This is a genomic window from Kribbella sp. NPDC051936 (genome assembly GCF_040680955.1).
Lineage (GTDB): Bacteria > Actinomycetota > Actinomycetes > Propionibacteriales > Kribbellaceae > Kribbella.
The window spans coordinates 808,675-826,700 of the sequence record NZ_JBFAXS010000002.1; the positions used below are offsets into that span (position 1 = coordinate 808,675).

At 69.4% G+C, this 18,026-nt stretch carries 17 protein-coding genes; 8 read left to right on the forward strand and 9 right to left on the reverse strand.

The window, feature by feature from the left end; translation table 11 throughout:
* Positions 1–56 precede the first annotated feature (56 nt).
* The 4 genes from AB0L64_RS09400 (at position 57) to AB0L64_RS09415 (ending at position 3,547) form a co-directional block, all read left to right on the forward strand.
* Positions 57–1,208, forward strand: a complete 1,152-nt coding sequence (locus AB0L64_RS09400) for a patatin-like phospholipase family protein (RefSeq protein ID WP_363709480.1) — start codon at positions 57–59, stop codon at positions 1,206–1,208.
* 32 nt (positions 1,209–1,240) lie between these two features.
* Positions 1,241–2,161 (forward strand): endonuclease/exonuclease/phosphatase family protein, encoded by a 921-nt coding sequence (locus AB0L64_RS09405; protein ID WP_363709481.1) that lies wholly within the window; start codon positions 1,241–1,243, stop codon positions 2,159–2,161.
* Positions 2,162–2,352: 191 nt separating this feature from the next.
* Positions 2,353–2,730: a hypothetical protein gene (locus AB0L64_RS09410; RefSeq protein WP_363709483.1), complete on the forward strand. Its 378-nt coding sequence runs from the start codon at positions 2,353–2,355 to the stop codon at positions 2,728–2,730.
* Positions 2,731–2,773: 43 nt separating this feature from the next.
* Positions 2,774–3,547, forward strand: a complete 774-nt coding sequence (locus AB0L64_RS09415; RefSeq protein WP_363709485.1) for a hypothetical protein — start codon at positions 2,774–2,776, stop codon at positions 3,545–3,547.
* A 30-nt stretch (positions 3,548–3,577) separates the two neighbouring features.
* Here AB0L64_RS09415 and AB0L64_RS09420 read toward each other — a convergent pair whose 3' ends face one another.
* Entirely contained in the window at positions 3,578–4,720 is a 1,143-nt protein-coding gene (locus AB0L64_RS09420; protein ID WP_363709487.1) for a Glu/Leu/Phe/Val dehydrogenase, read from the reverse strand.
* A 72-nt stretch (positions 4,721–4,792) separates the two neighbouring features.
* A complete protein-coding gene (locus AB0L64_RS09425) occupies positions 4,793–5,554 on the reverse strand; it encodes a hypothetical protein (protein WP_363709489.1) in 762 nt (253 codons plus the stop codon).
* Between the two features lie 181 nt (positions 5,555–5,735).
* Between AB0L64_RS09425 and AB0L64_RS09430 the strand changes: the two genes are divergently transcribed.
* From AB0L64_RS09430 to AB0L64_RS09445, 4 genes are read left to right on the forward strand one after another with little or no spacing between them, the layout of a single operon-like run.
* The gene (locus AB0L64_RS09430) at positions 5,736–6,791 is read left to right on the forward strand and encodes a BtrH N-terminal domain-containing protein (protein WP_363709491.1); all 1,056 of its coding nucleotides are present in this window, start codon (positions 5,736–5,738) and stop codon (positions 6,789–6,791) included.
* Between the two features lie 11 nt (positions 6,792–6,802).
* Positions 6,803–8,761, forward strand: coding sequence for a neutral/alkaline non-lysosomal ceramidase N-terminal domain-containing protein (locus tag AB0L64_RS09435; protein WP_363709493.1), 1,959 nt, complete (start codon positions 6,803–6,805; stop codon positions 8,759–8,761).
* Positions 8,724–9,611 carry a 2-oxo acid dehydrogenase subunit E2 gene (locus AB0L64_RS09440; RefSeq protein ID WP_363709495.1) on the forward strand — a complete coding sequence of 296 codons (888 nt, stop codon included), beginning with the start codon at positions 8,724–8,726 and terminating at the stop codon, positions 9,609–9,611. The genes AB0L64_RS09435 and AB0L64_RS09440 overlap by 38 nt, the downstream gene beginning before the upstream one ends.
* Positions 9,608–11,068, forward strand: a complete 1,461-nt coding sequence (locus AB0L64_RS09445; protein ID WP_363709497.1) for a wax ester/triacylglycerol synthase family O-acyltransferase — start codon at positions 9,608–9,610, stop codon at positions 11,066–11,068. The genes AB0L64_RS09440 and AB0L64_RS09445 overlap by 4 nt, the downstream gene beginning before the upstream one ends.
* Here the strand turns inward: AB0L64_RS09445 and AB0L64_RS09450 are convergent.
* The 7 genes from AB0L64_RS09450 to AB0L64_RS09480 form a co-directional block, all read right to left on the reverse strand.
* A complete protein-coding gene (locus AB0L64_RS09450; RefSeq protein ID WP_363709499.1) occupies positions 11,030–11,824 on the reverse strand; it encodes an alpha/beta fold hydrolase in 795 nt (264 codons plus the stop codon). The genes AB0L64_RS09445 and AB0L64_RS09450 overlap by 39 nt on opposite strands.
* A gap of 50 nt (positions 11,825–11,874) precedes the next feature.
* Complete coding sequence (locus tag AB0L64_RS09455) at positions 11,875–13,038, reverse strand: ABC transporter permease (RefSeq protein ID WP_363709501.1); 1,164 nt, start codon at positions 13,036–13,038, stop codon at positions 11,875–11,877.
* Positions 13,035–14,198 carry an ABC transporter permease gene (locus AB0L64_RS09460; protein WP_363709503.1) on the reverse strand — a complete coding sequence of 388 codons (1,164 nt, stop codon included), beginning with the start codon at positions 14,196–14,198 and terminating at the stop codon, positions 13,035–13,037. The genes AB0L64_RS09455 and AB0L64_RS09460 overlap by 4 nt, the downstream gene beginning before the upstream one ends.
* 2 nt (positions 14,199–14,200) lie before the next feature.
* Positions 14,201–15,151 (reverse strand): ABC transporter ATP-binding protein, encoded by a 951-nt coding sequence (locus tag AB0L64_RS09465; protein ID WP_363709505.1) that lies wholly within the window; start codon positions 15,149–15,151, stop codon positions 14,201–14,203.
* A gap of 236 nt (positions 15,152–15,387) precedes the next feature.
* A complete protein-coding gene (locus AB0L64_RS09470) occupies positions 15,388–15,927 on the reverse strand; it encodes a hydrogenase maturation protease (RefSeq protein ID WP_363709507.1) in 540 nt (179 codons plus the stop codon).
* Positions 15,924–17,219: a Ni/Fe hydrogenase subunit alpha gene (locus tag AB0L64_RS09475; protein ID WP_363709509.1), complete on the reverse strand. Its 1,296-nt coding sequence runs from the start codon at positions 17,217–17,219 to the stop codon at positions 15,924–15,926. The genes AB0L64_RS09470 and AB0L64_RS09475 overlap by 4 nt, the downstream gene beginning before the upstream one ends.
* Positions 17,216–17,965, reverse strand: a complete 750-nt coding sequence (locus AB0L64_RS09480) for a hypothetical protein (protein ID WP_363709511.1) — start codon at positions 17,963–17,965, stop codon at positions 17,216–17,218. Before AB0L64_RS09480 ends, AB0L64_RS09475 begins: the two co-directional genes overlap by 4 nt.
* Positions 17,966–18,026: the final 61 nt, after the last annotated feature.

Genomic DNA, 18,026 nt, shown 5'->3' on the forward strand with positions numbered 1-18,026 from the left:
GCGGCGCCTGAGACCCCGCACTGGCAGGTCAGGCCTGTGTTCCGGGGGGAATCGCCATGAGCGAGACGATCCATGACCTGGTCGAGCCGGTACGGCACTTGCCGTTCGAGCCACGACAAGAACCCACGACTGGAACCGCAATCTGCCTTTCCGGCGGAGGATATCGGGCGATGCTGTTCCATACCGGCGTGCTGCGCCGATTGTGTCAAACACGATGGCTGCAGCAAGCAGACCGCATCTCGTCGGTGTCCGGCGGCAGCATAACGGCAGCGATCCTGGCCTTGACCTGGTCGAAGGTCACAACCAGCTCCGACCCGGATGCCGCGTTCGTCGAACAGGTCGAGGCTCCGATCCGTGCGTTGGCCGCACGAACCATCGACCGCTCAGCAGTCGTCAGCGGCCTGCTCTCGCCGTTCAGCAGCATCGGCGAGGAAGTCGAGGGGGAACTGCGGCGACATCTTCTCGGCACCGCCACGCTTGCCGACCTGCCGGCCAAGCCTGTCTTCGTCTTCAACGCGACGAACACCGGCAGCGGCAAACTCGTTCGTTTCACACATGACGGTGTGGCGGACTGGCGAGTCGGCCGAAACCTCGATCCGACCGTACGTCTGTCCGCGGCCGTCGCCGCATCCGCTGCCTTCCCGCCCTTCCTCTCGCCGTTCCGCCTGGCCATGGACGAGGCAGCCTGGGTCGATGACAAGGGCAACGATCTCGGCACTCGCAAGTATCGGGACGAGTTCGCGCTGACCGATGGCGGGGTCTATGACAACCTCGGGCTGGAGACAGCCTGGAAGCGCTGCAGAACCGTTTTCGTCTCTGACGCCGGTGGGCTGTTGTCGCCCGAGCCTGATCCCGCGTCCGACTGGGCTCGGCACATGGTGCGGATCACCCAAGTGCTGGATCACCAGGTCCGCTCGCTGCGGAAGTTGCAGGTCGTCCAGTCGTTGAAGGACCGCAGGCGCGACGGTGCGTACGTCGGAATCCGCAGTGACATCAAGAAGTACAAGCTCGGCGATTGCCTCGACGCTCCACTCGACGCCACCACGGAGCTGGCGGAGATCGGGACACGTCTCAAGGCGCTTCCTGACCGGGACCAGGAACGGCTCATCAACTGGGGCTACGCCGTCGCCGACGCAGGGCTGCGTGCTCACATCGATCACAGTCTTCCAGCGCCGACCGGCTACCCCTACGCACGGGGCGTGTCATGACGCCGCCGCCTGCCGGCAGAATGCCGGCCGCCGTGAAGCGCGATCTCCAAGGCATCAAGAAGGCGCTCGACAAGCAACTACCGGCCAAGACCAAGAACAACCTGCTCATCGGTACCTGGAACCTGCGAGCGTTCGGTGGCCTGACCAACAAATGGCAGTCCACCGATGGCGACCAACCCAAGCGCGACTGGCAGGCCTTGGCGTGCATCGCCTCCGTCCTGGAGAGGTTCGATGTGACGGCAATCCAGGAGACCCGGCGTGACACGACCGCGCTCTTCGCCTTGCTCGACCGCCTCGGCCCGCGGTACCGGGTCATCGTGTCGGACACCACCGAAGGCAGCCAGGGAAATCAGGAACGGCTGGCCTTCGTGTACGACGCCGACCGGGTGAAACCGTCCGGTCTGGTCGGCGAGATCGTGCTCCCCGCGACCGCCACGGGTAACGCGAAGCAGTTCGCGCGCACGCCCTACGCCGCCGGCTTCGTCCGTGAGACGACAGACTTCATCCTTGCCACGGTGCATGTTCTCTGGGGCAAGAGCACTGCGGGTCGCATGGACGAGATCAGCGCCTTCGCCCGGTGGATGCGTGACTGGGCCGATCAGCCGAAGGACTGGAACCGCAACCTGCTGGTGCTCGGTGACTTCAATCTCGACCGCATCGACAACCCTCTGTACCAAGCCTTCGTTTCCACCGGTCTCTGGCCGCCGCCAGAGCTGGGACTGGTGCCCCGGACCATCTTCGACAATGACCGCACCAGTCATTTCTACGACCAGATCGCCTGGTTCAACGACCCCGCGGATCCCAAGCTCCCGGCACTCCTCCAAGGGCTCACGTACACGCAGCGCTGCGGCAGCTTCGACTTCGTCCCGCACACTCAGAACGGACTCACCAGGTCCGAGCTCTCATGGCGCATCTCCGACCACTTCCCACTGTGGCTGGAGTTCACGATCTGACAGCGGCCGTGCTGGATAAACCCAGCAACTTCCGAGCTGTTTCTAGACCCAGCGGTTTCACTGAACGGATAAGCAACTCATTGTGAATGACCGGATTCGCTCCGCTGATAACGGCTGCCCGACCGGGCGCAAACTCTTGCCACTCACTTGGTCGCCTGGTAACTGGTTGATTCGACCTTCGGGAGAATTCAATGAGCTTGGCGAGTTCACACACTGTCTTCGTCACGGCGATCCAGCTCGAGCCTGGTCGAGAGGATGTGTGCGGTATCACCGCGGTGCGCTGGTGCCGCCCCGACGGCGGCCGATCCGAGGAAACCTCGCCGGCCGATCTCGGGCTCTGGCTGATGGCGGACCGGACGCGCGCGTTCGTCAAGTGGCCGGACGGCCGAAGGGGCCCCGAACTGCGCGCCCTGCGTTGCCCGGATCTCTGCGTGGCCTGCGGTCCTGACGCGCAGGACGACCCGCTGCTGACGCTGCCACGCTTCGGGCCGAGGATGCGTCGCGGGCGTTCACGATCCCTCCAACGAGCCGGCGTCCTCGCGGCGACATTCACCTTGCGTTCAGGTTGATGGTGATCTCCTGGTCTGGCTCGACAGCAACCAGGAGGCCACCATGAACACTCGACGTTCGGCTGCCCTGCTCTTGGCAGCGCTGCTCCTCTGTCCAGGCGCGGCACACTCAAGCGCACGGACGCCGATCACCACGAGCTCGACAGTTGCTGCGCGGTGCAACCTGCCCGGGTTCGGTCCGGGTACGTCGTACCGGCCGCGGATCGACACCGACGACTTCACCGCGTCGGTGACCAACCGGTGGTTCCCACTCCCGGTCGGACGAACCATGGTGTACACCGGCACGAAGGACGGCGAACCGGCCCTCGACATCGTCAAGGTCAGCCCACGCACGAAGCTGGTGCGTGGCGTCCGCACTCGGGTGGTCGAGGATCGCCTCTATCTGAGCAACGTGCTGACGGAGCGAACGAGCGACTACTTCGCCCAGGACGAGTGCGGCAACGTCTGGTACTTCGGTGAGGACACGGCGGAGCTGGATGCCCGGGGCCGCGTCGTCAGCCGCGAAGGATCGTTCCACGCCGGCGTCGACGGCGCACAGCCTGGTGTCGTCATGCAAGCACACCCGCAGCTCGGCCGGCGCTTCCGGCAGGAGTGGTACCGCGGGCACGCCGAAGACATCTTCGAAGTCGTCGACCGCTCAGCCCGGGTGACGGTCCCCTTCGGAGCCTTCCGCCACGCGCTGCGCACCACAGAGACGACCGCTCTCGAGCCCGGCGTCCTCGACACCAAGTACTACGTCCGCGGAGTCGGTGAAGTCGCCGAGCTCAGCCTCCGCGGCCCACGGGAGGCACTGCGGCTCGTCGAGGTCTTCACCTGAGGTACCTCCCGAAGCTCCAGAGGATTGAGTTCATTGACCGCTTGCAGAGAACGTACGACGGTATGCCGTGGCGGCCTGGAGTCGTTCCTGCGCCATCGTGCGCGCGGCGTTGCGGGGGGCCTGGCCTGACTCGGTGCGTGCGAGCCATTCGGTCATGGCGGCGCGCAGCCGCTCCGTAATGTCGGCGAACGCCTGCGCCGCGGTCAGACCGCGGGACTCGGCGGCGGCACAGATCACGCCGCCGGCGTTCGCGATGATGTCCGGAACCACCAGGACGTTGCGCGCGGCGAACATCTGCTCGGCCTCGATCGTGGCGGGGATGTTGGCTCCCTCGAGGACGATCGAGGCCCGGACCTGGGCGGCGGTGGCCCGGTTCAGGACATCGGGTTGCGCGGCCGGAATCAGTACGTCGCACGGCACGCCGAGCAGTTCGTCGCGGATCATCGGCGTACCGCCGGGGAACTGGTTCAGCGGTCGCTCGTGCTGGAAGTCGACCAGCTTCGCGATGTCCAGGCCGTCCGGATCGGTCACGGCCCCCTCGATGTCGGACACCGCGACGACGCGGGCTCCCCGCTCGTGCAGCTGCAACGCCACCGACCTGCCGACCGCGCCGAAGCCCTGGACCGCGATCCGGGCGCCGTCGATCTCCAGCCTGCCGGACTTCTCGAGTGCCTCGGCGCAGATCGCGAGGCCGTACCCGGTGGCCCCCAGGGTGTCGAGCGGGATGCCGCCGATCGCCGCCGGGCGGCCGACGGATCGCCCGATCTCGTCGTAGACCCACGCCATCGCGGTCTCGTCCGTCCCCATGTCCGGGCCGGGCCAGTAGTCGGTCAGATCGGCGATCCGCACCGCGAACGTGCGGATGAGCGCCTCCTTGGTCCGGACGTCCAGCCACGGCGGCGCGGCGATGCCCGCCTTCGCGCCGCCGTGCGGCAGTCCGACCGCCGCGCACTTCAGCGTCATCCCGCGCGCCAGCCGGATCACCTCACCGGGTGTCACCTCCGGCCGCATCCGGACGCCGCCGATCGCCGGTCCGAGCGTCACGTTGTCCACGGCAACCACCGCCCGGAATTCCCCCAGCAGGCGGAAGAAGGTCACCGACCGCGGCCCGAGCTCGTCGCCGCCCCAGTCCGGCCAGGCACCGCTCACCACGTGCTGCACCAACTCCGTCATACCTTCACCGTCCGACCGGCCGTCGCCACCGGCCAGGGCCCAAAGTCCCGGGAATCGGGAGTACCACGCCGGTCAGTGCAGGGCGGCTGCGTCGATCACGAGGTCGGACGGCGGGGCCGTCGGCGTCGGTACCCGGTCGTAGTCGGTGAAGGCGAGGCCGGTGCCTGCACCGGAAGTTGTTCCCCGGACGGGGCGGCCGGTGACCTGGTCGATCCACAGCACCGAGCCGTCGTCGCCCACCAAGCCGATGCAGTTGACCCCGTCGACGACCCGCGGTCCGGTCTTCTTCGCGGTCCCCGGAGTCTCCAGTTGCGTGACGAAGGCCTTCAGGTTCGCCAGGTCGGAGAAGTCGCCGAACCGCTTGTCCCCGGCGGTCGTCTTCAGCCACTTGCCGCGGAACATGGCGGCGTACGCCGCTCCTTGCCGGGCGTCCGTGGCGCTCGCCTTCCAGAAGGCGTCGTCGCCCTGGAAGTAGGCCGTGCGCCCGATCACGACGACCGTCAGCCGCCCACCGGAGAAGCCGATCGTGGACCTGCCGGCGGTCCGGGTCAGCGCCAGGTCCATCGTCGTCGGCTTCCCGTCCTCGGCGGTGACGCTGCCCTTGACCCGCACGCTGCCGGCAGCGGCCAGGGCAGCCTTGGCACGGGCGAGGATCTGCGCGGCCGGGAGCTTGCCTACCCCGGTGATGTATGGCGTGCTCGGCGTCGCCGGACCGGCCGACGCCGTGGTGGACGCGGCCGGGGGTGCGGATGCCTTCCCGCCGCCACCACAGCCGGCCGTGACGAGGGCTGCGAGGATCGTGGTGGCCGCGAGGACCGTGCGGATTCTGGACATGCGCTTCTCCCTCCGCTCACTTCCACGCTGTGCACCGCACCCCGGAGCAGCCAGGGGCGAAAGTCCTGAACCTGGCCGGGCCCGGCGGCCTTCCGCCCACGACAGGACCTTCGGCCCTGTGCCCGACGAGCCCGCCGGACCAGGCTGGATCGCGGCAACCGGGTGATCGGGAGGTACTGAGATGACGACCACGGTCAGTGGGCCGGAGAGGTTCAAGCCTTTCGCGGGTTTCGGCAGCTATCCGACGCACCACTGTGTCACCGGGTCGTTGAAACACGTGTACGACTTCCACGGCTACCCGATCAGCGAGGAGCTGCTGTTCGGGCTCGGGGCGGGTCTCGGGTTCGTGTACTTCCACTTCAAGGGCACCGATCCGTTCTTCGGCGGCCGCGCCAACAACGCGAGCCCGCGGGAAGAGGGCCTGGAGAAGACGGCGGGTCGCCGTACCGGCGTCGCGGTCACGTCCCGCTCCACATCCAGCACCCGCGTCGCGCAGGCCGAGCTCCGCAAGGTCCTGGAGGCCGGCGAGCCCGCGCTGCTGTACGTCGACATGGGATTCCTGCCGTACTTCGACCTCCCGCCGGACTATCACTTCGGCGGCCATGTCGTCGTGGCGGCAGGCTACGACCCGCCGACCGGACGGGTACTGATCGCGGATCGGGACCGGGAACTTCACCCGGTCGACTGGGACGTCCTCGAGGCGGCACGCGGGTCGAGGTTCCGCCCGTTCCCGCCGCGGCACACCTGGTACACCTTCGACTTCGCGAACGCGCGCGAACCGGATGCGGACGCCGTCCGGGCGGCCATCGACCAGGTGTGCGACGGCATGCTGACGCCGCCGATCGGCAACCTCGGCGTCCGTGGGATCCGCAAAGCTCTCCAGGAGACGCTGCGGTGGCCCGACGTCCTCGACGCCGCCGCGCTGCGTCGTACCTGTTTCGAGACCGCACTGTTCATCGACCCCCGCGGCGGCACCGGAGGCGGCATCTTCCGGTACATGTACGCGCGGTTCCTCGGCGAGGCGACCGTCATCACGGGTGAGTCCCGGCTGGACGAGCTCGGCAGCGAACTCAACGCGATCGGCGACCTCTGGGAAGGCGTCGCGGCCACCTTCGCCGCGGCCGCCGAACTCGACGATCCGGCGGACCTCCTGGAACCGGCCACGAGCCCGCTGCACGAGATCGCCGACCGCGAGCAGCTCGTCTGGCAGAGCCTCAAGGCGCTGGTGACCGGTTAGGTGGCCCGCTGATGTTCCTGTGTGGTCGCGGGATCGCGGACATCACCGGCGAAGCGGCGGACACCGGCATGCTCGGGTACGGCAAGTCCCGGCAACGCAGTGACGGGATCCAGCTGCGGTTGCGATCCCGCGCGTTCGTGATCGCGGACCCCGCGAGCGGACGACGGGTGCTGCTGGTCGTGAACGACCTGCCGATGGTGTTCGACAACGTCTGCCGGGCTGTGCTCGACCGGCTGCGGCATGAGTACGGGACGCTGTACACCGAGCACAACACCATGATCACGGCCACGCACACGCACAGCGGTCCCGGCGGCTATTCGCACCATCGGCTGTACCACTCGAACACCGGCGGCTTCCGCCCGAAGACCTTCGACGCGATCGTCGACGGGATGACCGAGGCCGTCGTCCGGGCGCACGGCGACCTGTCCCCCGCCGCGCTCACGCTCTCGCACGGCGAGCTCCGGGACGCGAGCGCCAACCGGTCGAAAGTGGCCTTCGACAACAATCCGGCGGCCGACCGGCAGTGGTTCCCGGACGGCGTCGACGCACAGACCACCCTGCTGCGGATCGAGCGCGCCGGGAGACCGCTCGGAGCGATCAACTGGTTCGGGGTGCACAACACCAGCATGACCAACGCGAACACGTTGATCAGCGGCGACAACAAGGGGTACGCCGCCTATCACTGGGAACGCCTGGTGGCCGGTGTCGACTACCTGGATCGCCGACCGGACGACTTCGTGGCGGCGTTCGCGCAGACCAACGCCGGCGATCTCACACCGAACCTCGACCTGCGGCCCGGCCAGGGCCCGAGCTCCGACGAGACGGAGAACACGCGGATCATCGGCCTGCGCCAGTACGAAGCCGCCGCCCGGCTCATGACGGCGCCGGGATCCGTCCTGCACGGAGGTGTCGACCACCGGCTGACCCACGTAGATTTGGGCGCGGCCGTGGTCCGCCCGGAGTTCACCGGCGACGGCCGCGAACACCGGACGGGCGCTCCGATCGGTGGCGCAGCCGCGCTGGCGGGCAGCCAGGAGGACGGCCCTGCCTTCCGCGGCTTCCACGAGGGCCGGAACCCGTTGTGGGACACGGTGTCGCGAACGCTCTACCGCCGCAATCCGCGCCTCCGCGACGTCCAGGCGCCCAAGGCACTCGTGGTCGGCGGTCTCCGGGGGCACTACGTCGCACGGAACGCCCCGATCCAGTTGCTGCGTATCGGTCAGTTGTATCTGCTCGGCATCCCGGCCGAGGTCACGGTCGTCGCCGGCCTGCGGCTGCGCCGTACAGTCGCCTCGATCGTCGGCGCGGAGCTCACCGACGTGCTGGTCGTCGGCTACAGCAACGGCTACCTGCACTACGTCACGACTCCGGAGGAGTACGACACCCAGCAGTACGAAGGCGGCAGCACCCTGTTCGGCCGGTGGACGCTGCCCGCACTGCAACAGGTGGCCGGACAGCTCGCCGAGGCGATGCGGGACGGCCGCCCGGTCCGCTACGGCGACGAAGGACCGGATCTGACCGGGCAGGAACGACTCGCGCGGCCACAGATCCCCTACGACCGTACGCCGGCTGACCACGCGTTCGGCGACGTGGTGGTCGAGCCGCGGCGCCGGTACCGGCCAGGTGACCTGGTCACCGCGATCTTCGTGGCGGCGTACCCGAACAACGACCTGCGGCGCAACGGCACCTACCTGGAGGTCCAGCGCCGGATCGCCGACGGCTGGGAGACGGTTGCCGACGACGGCGACTGGTCCACGACGTTCCGCTGGCGCCGGACCCGGACCGCACAGCTCGCCGTCGTGACCTGGACCGTACCCGCCGACGCCGCCGGCGAGTACCGCATCCGGCACCACGGAAAGGCACACCAGCAGGTACTTCGGCCCTACTCGGGGACTTCGCGGATGTTCACCATCGGGAGCGAGGGAGGACGCCATGCGGAGCAGACTGCATCCCGGAGCGCGACGCCGTGACGGCCGGCTCGTCACCGACGTTCCCGACGAGCGGGCGATCATGCCGTTCATCATGCGCCGCCGGACCGAGTCGACGGTGTTCTTCGAGCAACTCGTCGACATCGCCGCCGCGCAGGACTGGATCCAGCGGTGGAACACGGCCGGCGGACCCCACCTGAGCCTGTTCGTCCTGGTGCTGCACGAGGTCGCCGGCATGCTGCACGCCCGGCCGCGGATGAACCGCTTCGTCGCCGGCCGCCGGCTGTACCAGCGCGACGGCGTCCACCTGTCGTTCGGCGCCATGAAGGAGTTCGCGGACAACGCACCGCTGGAGATGATCAAGCGCCGGTTCGAGCCGCACGAGGGCCTGGCGGCGGTGATCAACGACCTCGACGGCGCAGTCCGCGACGCCCGCACGTCCGGCGTGGCCGAGGTCGACAAGGAGATGCGGCTCTTCCTCTCGTTGCCGGCGCCGATGCTCGACCTCGCCGTCTCCGTGTTCCACTGGCTGGACGCGCGTGGCGTACTGCCGTCGACCTTGACCCGGTCGGATCCGATGTACTCGTCGGCCGTCGTGTCGAATCTGGGCAGTCTCAAGACCGACGCCGCCTTCCACCACCTGTACGAGCACGGCAACTGCCCGCTGTTCCTGGTCGTCGGCCGGGTCCGGCCGACACCCCTCGTCCACGACGGCCAGATCCGGATCCGGCCGATCCTCCCCCTGCGGTGGACGTTCGACGAGCGGATCGAGGACGGTCTGTACGCCGCTCGCTCGGCCGAACTGCTGCGCCGCCGCCTGGAGGATCCCCTCGATCACCTGGGCGTGCCGGAGGACGCCGTACGCCGTGACCTCGCCGCGGAGGCGCTATGACCATGCAACAGGTCGACGACCTCGGCGCGATGTATCTCGCCGCGGAGAACGACCGGGTCCGGACGCACACGGCGATTCTCATGATCGTCGATCCGGCCGGGCTGCCCGGCCGCACCCTCACCCTCGCCCGGCTGCGTGAGCTGGTCCGCGAGCGCATCGATCTGGTGCCCGCGTTCCGCCGGCGGCTCACCGGCGTACCGCTCGGGCTGGATCGGCCGTACTGGACGGAGACGGACCCCGACCTCGACTACCACCTCAGGGAGATCGCGCTGCCCCCGCCAGGCGACGACGAGCGACTGCGCGAACAGGTCGCGCGGATCTTCGCCCGTCCCCTCGATCGCGCGTGGCCGCTGTGGGAGATGTACCTGATCCAGGGCCTCGGCGGCGGGCGGGCCGCCGTACTCACCAAGGTGCACCATGCGATCGCCGACGGCCGCGCGGGGATCCAGATCCTCTCCGCCCTGACGGACACCGGACCACGCAGAGCCCGCCGAGCCCTGGCACCGCCCGAACCGCCGGATCCGCCACCGCCACCACCCGCTGCACTGCCGATGCTGCTGCGCGGCCTCGCGGGTGTGGTTCGGCAACCGTTGCGAGCGCTGTCCGGCGTCCCCGCGGCCTTGTCCGGCGTCGACGAACTACCGGTCTTCGGCACCATGCCCGGCGCGCGACTGCTGGGCGCCACCACCTCACTGATCCGCGGTCAGCGCCTGCACACCGGACTCGCGAGAGCGCCGCGTACGTCGTTCAACCGGCAGATCTCGCGGCACCGCCGGATCGGTATCGCCACGCTGGCGCTCACCGACGTCAAGGCGGTGAAGAACCACTTCGCGGTGAGTGTGAACGACGTGGTGATGGCGATCTCGGCGGGTGCACTGCGCCGGTGGCTCATCGAGCACTCGGAGCTCCCGGAGCGCCCGCTCACCGCGGTCGTGCCGGTCGCGCTGCGGGATCCCGGCGCGACATCCTTCGGCAACCAGTTGAGCGCCGTCGTCGTGCCGATCCCGACCGATGTGGACGACGCGGCCGCCCGGCTGGCGGTCGCGCACCGGGCGATGCTCACCGCGTTGCACGACCTCGGTACGACGGCACCGGACGCGCTCGTCGACACGATCCGCATGGTCCCGCCGGCGTTCACCGTACGGACCGTCCAGCTGCTCACCAACTTGAACGCCTGGGCGCCGCTGACACCGGCGATGAACGTGAACATCTCGAACATCCGCGGACCCGGCCGGCGGCTGTACCTGGCCGGCGCGGCGGTGGAATCGATGGTGCCGCTGGCCGGTATCACCGACGGGCTAGGGCTGAACGTGACCGTGCTGAGCTACCGCGACCGCCTGTCGGTCGGCGTCGTCGCCGACCGCGATCAGGTCGCCGACGTGCAGCGGATCGCCGACTGGATGGGTGCGGAGCTCGAGCTACTGGTCGGCTTCGCCCGGCCATCCGGTCGGCGCTGAGCGATCGGCACCGAAGGTCCGGAGTCTGGCCGCGAGCAGCCGCTGGACGTGCCGGTCGGTTCCCATCCCGTTGTGGGTGCTGCCGACCTCGACATGCTCGGCAGCCGGATCCAGACACGAGCGCCAGTCCACGACGCCGTCCTGCCGCGAGTACATCGACACGAACGGCAGCCCGGTCGGCCACGGCGATCCGAGCAACGCGCTGGTTCGTTCCGCGCAGCCACCGGTCAGGCAGTCGGTGGAGAGCAACCACGGCCAGGCGCAGACGTTCAGCCGGGCCATGAGTTTCACCTGGCTGATCAGCGCCCGGGTCGCCGCGAGCTGATGCAGCAGCGGCGACGCCAGTGTGACCACGCCGGCCAGCAGCTCCGGCCGCCGAACCGCCAGCATCCGGCAGAGCGTGCCGCCCCGGCTCTGTCCTACCAGCGCGACCGGACGTCCCGCCTCGTCGACAACCTGCTGAAGGCGTCGTTCGAGCAGCTCGAGATGCATCTCGGTACAGCCCGAGTTCAGGGCCATACCGCTCGTGAACGTCGCGTGGCCGGAGCGACGCAGGTGCCGCGCCAGCGGGATCATCGACCAGTCACCGGTCAGGAAGCCGGGCACCGTCAGCACCGGAACCGGCGCGGACCGCCGAGCGTCCACCGCCGGAACCCGCGGCCCCACGGCCTGGACGTACCCGAGCCACCCGAACACCTCACGCCGGCGCAACGCGGCCGGCGGCGTGAACGGCCCCCACTCGGCCACATCCACCATGGAACTCACACTCCTACTTGAAGTGTAAGCATTCCGGCCGCAGGGGGAAGTCAGCTGGTCAGCCTGCGTTGGTGGATGATCGACGCGAGACCGAGCATTGCCACCGCGAAGGCGGCGAGGACGGCGAGGTTCGCGGCGATGTCGGCGACGCCGCCGTCCCGCGACAGGACGGTGATCCAGGCGTCGACCGCCCAGGCGTGCGGCGTGACGTGGCCGAGCGTCCGTACCGCGTTCGGGACGATCTCCAGCGGCCACATGCAGCCGCCGAGCATGGCGAACGCGATACCGATCACCGGGCCGATCGCGGACGCCTGGTCCGGTGTCTTGAACAGTGCCCCGCTGAGCATCCCGGCTCCGGTGCCGACCAGCGCCCAGGTGCCGATCAGGGCGACGGCCGCCGCCGGATTGCCCCAGCTCACGCCGAACAACAGCGCACCGACCGCCACGATCAACACCGACTGCAGCAAGGCGAAGACCAGGTAGCAGAGGGTCTCCCCCAGCACCAGGCTCCGCACGCGGATCGGCGCGGCCTGGGCCCGCTGGTAGATGCCGAGCTGCCGGGTCTGGATGATCGACGCCCCGCCGGCCAGCGCGTTGATGAAGACGAACAGGACGAGCATCGTCGGCGCGCTGTAGCTGAAGCCCAGCGGAAGGTAGTCGCTCCCGGTGGCGATGTTCTCCGTGCTGATGCCGATCCGCGGCGTCATCCGCTGCAGCGCAGTTGCCCTGGGCAACTGCTCCGCCGTCGTCGTACCCGTCGTCCGGGCCGCGAAGGCCGCCGCCTGGACACGTTCGGCGTGCCGGGCGACCGCGGCGGCGACGGCCGACCGTACGGCGCTCTGCGTCGACTCGGCGCCTCCCGCGAGCACCGGGATCCGCACGGCCTTCCCGCTCAACAGGTCGGCGTCCAGGCCGGTCGGCACCAGCACGACGGCGTCGATCTCGCCGCGGCGCAGCGCCGTCCGAGCGGCCGGCTCGTCCGCCATCGTGTGCAGCGGCCCGACCGACTTCAGCTCGTCGACCAAACTGGTCGCCAGCTGCGGACCTGAGAGCTGATCGGCGAGCACACCGATCCGGAAGCCGCCCGGGTTCTGCACGACGGTGCCGATGACGGTGATGATGACGACGGGCAGCACCACGATGAAGAACAGCGCGGTCCGGTCCCGCAACATCCGGCGCAGCGAGACGCCCGCAACAGCCAGCGCAGCCCTCATGTGAGCCTCCCACGGCCGACGATCGCGGCGATCGCTCCCAGCACCGCCGCCATACCGAGCATGATCAGGACCGGGACGATCGCGCTGGTGGCGCCGGCCCCGGTCGCGAGATCCGTGAACCCGCGCAGCGCCCAGCCGTTCGGCGTGAGCAGGGCGAGTCTGCGCAGCGTCTCCGGCGCCTGGCTGAGCAGGACGAAGTTGCCGCCGAGCAGGAGCAGCACGAACGTGACGATCGTCGCCAGCCCTTCGGCCTGACGCTCGGTGCGTGCCGTCGCGACGACCAGGGCCGTCAACGCCACCAGCACGGCCGACATCGCGAGGATCAACGCGAACGCCGGAACCGGTGGCCCCCATTCGGCACCGAACGCGAGCGACGACACGATCGCCAGCGTGCTGAGGCTGACGACGCTGTAGACGAAGGCGGCCAGCGACTTGCCGAGCAGGACGACGCCGCGCGTCAACGGGGCCGCGCCAATCCGCTCCAGCGTGCCGGTGCGCTGCTCGGCGAAGTAGCTCCGCGCGGTGAAGCCGATCGCGAACAGCACGAACATGATCCCCATCGCGGGCGCGTAGTAGCTCGCGGTCCGGAGCCGGCGATAGCCGGTCGGCTGCGCCTGCACCGACTCGGGCGAATGAAGCTTCGCCACCGCCGCGGCCAACTCCGCACCGCGGCTCTCGGGGACCCCGGCGGCGAGAGCCGTATGCACCGCCAGCCGGTCGGCGTTGAGCTGAGCGACATACGCATCGGCCACCGCACGGGCGACCTGCGCCTGCAGCGGCTCGTCCGGATCGCCCAGCACCCGGAGGCCGATGGGCCTGTCACCGACCGCGGCAGCACTGAATCCCGCGGGAATGATCAGGCCGGCGCCGGCGTCCCCGTCGTCGACCATCCTGCGCGCCGCCGCGTCGTCGGACGCCTCCCAGATGGTCAGTACGTCGGAAAGCTCCGGACCGGTCAGCGCACCTCGCAAGGCGGACGCGATCTGGCCGCGGTCGTTGTCGACCAGTACGATGTTCGCGTGGAAGGACTCCACGCCGGAGAACGCGAAGCTCATCAGGGCCGCGACCGCGACGGGCGCCACGAAGCCGAGGATCAGCGCCGACCTGTCCCGGAAGCGTTGCCGCAGATCCTTGGCAGCGATGACGAAGGCGCCGAACATGATCACTCCCGGAGCGCCGTACCGGTCAGATGCAGGAAGACGGCCTCGAGATCGGGCTCGTCCACCTCCACGGAGCGCAGGGACAGCCCGGACCGCTCGGCGGCTTCCAGTACGCCGGGCAGCAGCCGCCGTCCGTCAGCGGCCAGCAGCTGGACCTCCCCGTCCTTCACGTCCGCCCGGTCCACACCGGCCAGACCCCGAAGACGCCTCGCCAGCACACCCAGGTCGCCGGCGGCGGCCAAAGTGATGCGGTCCCGTTCGCCGAGCTCGGCCACCAGCTCACGGCGGGTGCCCTCGGCAACCAACCTGCCGTGGTCGATGATGCCGACCCGGTCGCACAGCCGCTCGGCTTCCTCCATGTAGTGCGTCGTGTAGAGCACCGCCATACCCGACGCGCCGAACGACCGCACGCTCTCCATCACGGCGTGCCGGCTCTGCGGATCGACTCCGACGGTCGGCTCGTCCAGGACCAGCAGCTTCGGCTCGTGCAGCAGCCCGGCGCCGATGTTCAGGCGGCGCTTCATTCCGCCGGAGAACGATTCGACCCGGTCGGTGGCGCGGTCCGACAGCCCGATCAGCTCGAGCACCTCGCCCACGCGCCGGCTGAGCGCCGTACCGCGCAGTCCGTAGAGCCGGCCGAAGAACCGCAGGTTCTCCCGTGCCGTCAGGTCCGGGTACAGCGCGATCTCCTGCGGTACGTAGCCGATGGAACGTTTCGCCGCGGTCGAGGTCGCGCCGACCGGCGTACCGGCGACCCGGACCTCACCGGCGTCCGCGCGCAGCAGGCCGCAGACCAGGCGGATCGTCGTCGTCTTCCCGGCGCCGTTCGGCCCGAGCAATCCGTAGGTCTCCCCGGGCGCGACCTCGAAGCTGACATCGTCGACGGCCACCCGGTCCCCGAACCGCTTCCCGAGCTGCGACACCGCCAACACGGAATCAGTGGATTCGGCCATCTGCGCAGCCTCCTCTCACATCCATCGTCCGGAGGCAGCGCGTGAAGTCGCCAGAGTCCTCCAGTCCCGAGACAGCAGGCACTTCAGCCCTGCACCGGACTCACGACGACCGACGGCGCCTGACAGTCCCCGGCAGTCGGGACCTTCGACCCTCCTGTCTGCGGCGCGATCGCGCTCTACTGGAGGTGGGCGAGGGAAGCCAGACCCAAAAGGTACGGAGTAGCGGTCCCCGCCGTTCACCGTACATCTCGGCCCGCTGCAGTAGCGGCGGTAGGCTTCCCCCGCTCTGTTGCGTTCACGAGCAGCTCGCCGAGCACGGCCTCGACCAGCCCTGGCAGTGCGGCGGCGACCGGGGTGGTCAGCTCGGTGCCGAACCCGACGTCGGCGGCCTCGACCGCGAAGACGACGAGCCGGCCCGGCAGCCGGTCCAGCGCCGCCGCCAGCCGCAGCGCGTCCGGGATGCCCAGGCTGTGCGAGCCCGCCGAGTGCACGTGGGTCTCGACGACCGGATCAGCTGGTTCCCGCAACGACACGTCGGTCCGATAGATCTCGCCGGGTGCGGACGGCTCGCACACCACCGCGTCGACCACCACGGCCAGCGGCACGGCGGCCCAGTCGTCCATCAGTCGTGCGGGTTCACCGTCGGAGACAACCAGCCTCACACCCGGCAGCCAGTGGTCCTCGAGAGCGGCGACCAGCGCGGGCCCGATCCCGTCGTCGCGGCGGTACTCGTTGCCGACTCCGATCACCACGGCAGTCGGCACGGCTGTCTTCACAGGCGCTCCATCGTCAGGTCCAGGAAGTGCGTCGAGCAGGAGATGCAGGGGTCGTAGTTGCGGACAGTGCGCTCGCAGAGGCCGGTCAGCGCGCCGTCACCGAGGTCGAGGTTGGCCGCGACCACCCGCCGGAGGTCGTCCTCGATCGCCGCCTGGTTCTGTGAGGTCGGCGGGACGATCGTCGCGGACCGGATCAGGCCGTCCGCGCCGATCTCGTACCGGTGGTACAGCAGACCGCGGGGTGCTTCGCTGACACCGTGGCCCACACCGTCCCGGGCCTGTACGCCGACGGACGACGGTTCGGGTTGCCGGTACGACTCGATCAGCCGCAGCGCCTCCTCGACGGCATACACGGTCTCGACCGCGCGGACCACGATGCTGCGGAACGGGTTGCGGCATTCGTTCCCGAGCCCCGCGCCTGCGGCGAGTTCCCGTGCCAACGGGGACAGGTGCTGATAGTTGAGCGTATAGCGGGCCAGCGGTCCGGTCAGGTACCTCCCACCGTCGAGCCGGGCCCGTAGCGCGGTCGAGTGCGCGACGTGTTCCTCGACCACATGGTTGCTAAAGGCATCCACTGCGAAGGCGGGTCCCGCGCTGCGGCGCAGCGTCGTACCGCGCTCGATCGCGTAGCGCGCGGGGTCGTGGACGGCCAGTAGTTCGTGGTCGAGTTCCAGGTCGGGGAAGTCGAAGCCGGCCACCCAGCGCACCGTCGCGATCGCGGCGTCGAGCGCCGGCCGGAGCTGAGCGGCGAGCTTGTCGAGCTGGGCCTGGCTCGGTGCGGCGTAGAAGCCGCCGACGCGGACGTTGATCGGGTGGATCGCCCGGCCGCCGACCAGTTCGAGGATCGCGTTGCCGGCCTTCTTCAGGGCCAGGCCGCGTTCGACGATGTCGCGATGATCGGTCGCCAGTGCGACCGCGTCCGGATAACCGAGGAAGTCCGGTGCATGCAGCAGATAGATGTGCAGCGCATGGCTCGAGATCCATTCACCGCAGTACAGCAGCCGCCGGAGGTCGGCGATCGGGCCGCCGACCACGACTCCGCAGGCGTTCTCGATCGCGGCGATCGCGCTGGTCTGGTAGGCGACCGGGCAGATGCCGCAGATCCGGGCCGTGATGTCGGGCGGTTCCGTGTACGCCCGGCCGCGCAGCAACGCCTCGAAGAAGCGCGGCGGCTCGTAGATCTGCAGGTCCGCGCGCTCCACCTCACCGTCGCGGACGACAACGTGCAGCGCGCCCTCCCCCTCGACGCGAGCGAGTGAACTGACCCGTAACTGGCGGGCGCGGTGGCTCACGACGACCAGCCCGGGGCCGCGGCGTTGAACGTGTGGAAGACGCGGTCGATGTCGTCGTCGCTCATCCCGGTCGCACGCAGCCGCGGCAGCAGAGCCGCGACGTTGGGCTCGGCCATCGGCCCGAAGCAGCCGAAGCAGCCCCGTCGGTACGCCGGGCACAACGCACCACAGCCGGCATGGGTGACCGGGCCGAGGCACGGCGTACCGTCGGCCACCATCACGCAGGTGAGCCCGCGGCGCTTGCACTCGGTGCACACCGAGGTGTCCGGCAGATCGGGCTTCCGGCCGGCGAGGAAGGCGGTCAGTACCTCGAGCAGCTGGCGGCGATCGATCGGGCAGCCCCGCAACTCGAAGTCGACCCGCACGTGGTCGGCCACCGCCGTCGAGGTCGCCAGGGTCTCGATGAAGTCCGGCCGGGCATACACCACGGACGCGAACTCGGCCACGTCGCCGAAGTTCCGCAGCGCCTGGATCCCGCCGGCGGTGGCGCAGGCGCCGATCGCCACCAGCACCCGCGACTCGGCCCGGATCCGGCGGATCCGCTCGGCGTCGGCCGGCGTGGTGATCGACCCCTCCACCAGCGCCACGTCGTACGGTCCGGGCCGGACCGCGCTGGACGCCTCCAGGAAGTGGGCGATCCGGACCCGCCCGGCCAGCGTCAGCAGCTCGTCCTCGCAGTCCAGCACGGTGAGCTGGCAACCGTCACACGAGGCGAGTTTGAAGACCGCTAACGTCGGGGTGTTCATCGTCTGCCAGCACACCAGCTGACCGGGGCCGACGGCCAGGGGCCGAGGACAGCCTCCGCCG